Genomic DNA, 1,626 nt, shown 5'->3' on the forward strand with positions numbered 1-1,626 from the left:
CCCACAGCTTCCGCCGCAAGTTTATCCGCCTCGAATTCTTTTTGGCGGCGCATCGCAAAGCTCCGAAGCTCCATTCGAGGAACAAACCAGGAGAAGAAAGAGTAGAAAACATCGACACCACTGTTGTCTTGGGCTTCCAACGTGATCAACAGCACTCGCCATGTGTAGCTCATCCGCGCGATCCAGGCTCCAAAGGCGCTGTGTTTACGCGAGAGATGCGCCATCTCGTGAGCCAACACGCCACGCAGATGCTCTGGTGAGAGGGTGAGCAGAAGCGGAATTCCTATGAGGAAGTAGTTGCGCTGGAAGCCAAGGATGCCCAAGCGTGGTACCTGGAGAGCAGCGGCGTTAAATTCATCCGTGAGGATCACTTGATGGAAAGTTGGGACTCCGAGTGCCTCACGAAGACTTTCTATTTCCTGAAAGAGGACTATCGCTTGGCCCCGCTCTAGAACCAATCCTTCTGGTTCGGGCAGAACAACCCAGAGCGAGCGTAGGCTGGAAAGGGCGAAGACAAACAGCCCCAGTAAAATCGGAACCACAAGTAACATCAGCTTGCCGATTCCTAAGCTAATGCGTATATTGCCTGCACTGACTTGCTGGCCGATCCAAACAAGCCCCCAGATGATCCCTCCGGCAACTCCCAAAGCGAGGGCAACCATCAAAAAGATAAATAAGTAGGCAAAGAGAATAAAGCAAAGAAGCTTGAAGCGATAGAGACCGGGTTTCTGCTGGGCATCAAACATGAGCCCACGAACCATATTTTCTAGTTCACGTTCATCCATAGTAAACACCAGAATTTTTTCAAAAACCCTCTCCTCCCTGGTGCGGGAGGAGAGGCTAGGGAAAGAGGCCTGCCTACGAGGCCGCTGTGAGATCCTCGGGAAGCGTAAATGTCGTCTTAAGAGTCTGAGTGACGCCAGTCTCTGCCGCCGCGTAGCCCGCCTCGATGATCTCGATGACGTGCGCCGCGTGGTCTGCGGTGACGATACTGGGCTTGCCGTCGCGCACCCAGCGCACGAGCTGCATGGTGTCTTCATACACATGGTGCTCGCCGAGCTTGCCGTGGGCGGCGTACTTGCCCGCGACATGCGGCGTCACTTGCAGCGGTGAGAGGCCGTCGGACTTGCCCGGGTAGTCAATCGCCTCACCGTTGAGCTTGGTGCCCACGATCGAGCCTTTCTCACCAAAGTAGCTGGGCTGCCCGAACTCGCTGACCATCCCGGCAAATGTCCCGTGAATGAAAGCAAAAACATTGTTGCCAAAGTCCGCCAGAATCACCGTGTTATCATCGGCGTCGCACTCATACGCCTCGCCCTTGAAGTGGCGCGTTTTAATACCAATCCCGGACATCGCCGTGACGCGCTGGGCGGGTCCCAGAACACCGGTGAGGGAGTGCAGCGCATAGACTGTCATGTCGTAGAGGGGACCGCCGCCGGGCTTTCTCCAGTACCAGCTCGGGTTGATATTGCTGAGGGGGGTGTCGCCGGTACGGACGCCCTCCGTCTCGTGGTAGGAGCCGAATGCAGCGCCCGCCACGGCCCAAGAAAGCTTGCCCAGGCCACCACTCTGGATAATCTCACGGATCTTATGGTTCGTGGGGCGTAGCATCTGCCCGGGCGACGC

At 56.5% G+C, this 1,626-nt stretch carries 2 protein-coding genes; both read right to left on the minus strand.

Annotated elements, in window-relative coordinates:
- A partial coding sequence (locus ACH2EH_RS11845; protein ID WP_395141913.1) for a M48 family metallopeptidase occupies positions 1 to 785 on the minus strand: 785 nt, incomplete at its 3' end.
- A gap of 73 nt (positions 786 to 858) precedes the next feature.
- Positions 859 to 1,626, minus strand: a 768-nt coding sequence (locus ACH2EH_RS11850; RefSeq protein WP_395141915.1) for a Gfo/Idh/MocA family protein, incomplete at its 5' end; no start/stop codon positions are given.

The organism is Armatimonas sp., assembly GCF_043760365.1.
Taxonomy (GTDB): domain Bacteria; phylum Armatimonadota; class Armatimonadia; order Armatimonadales; family Armatimonadaceae; genus Armatimonas.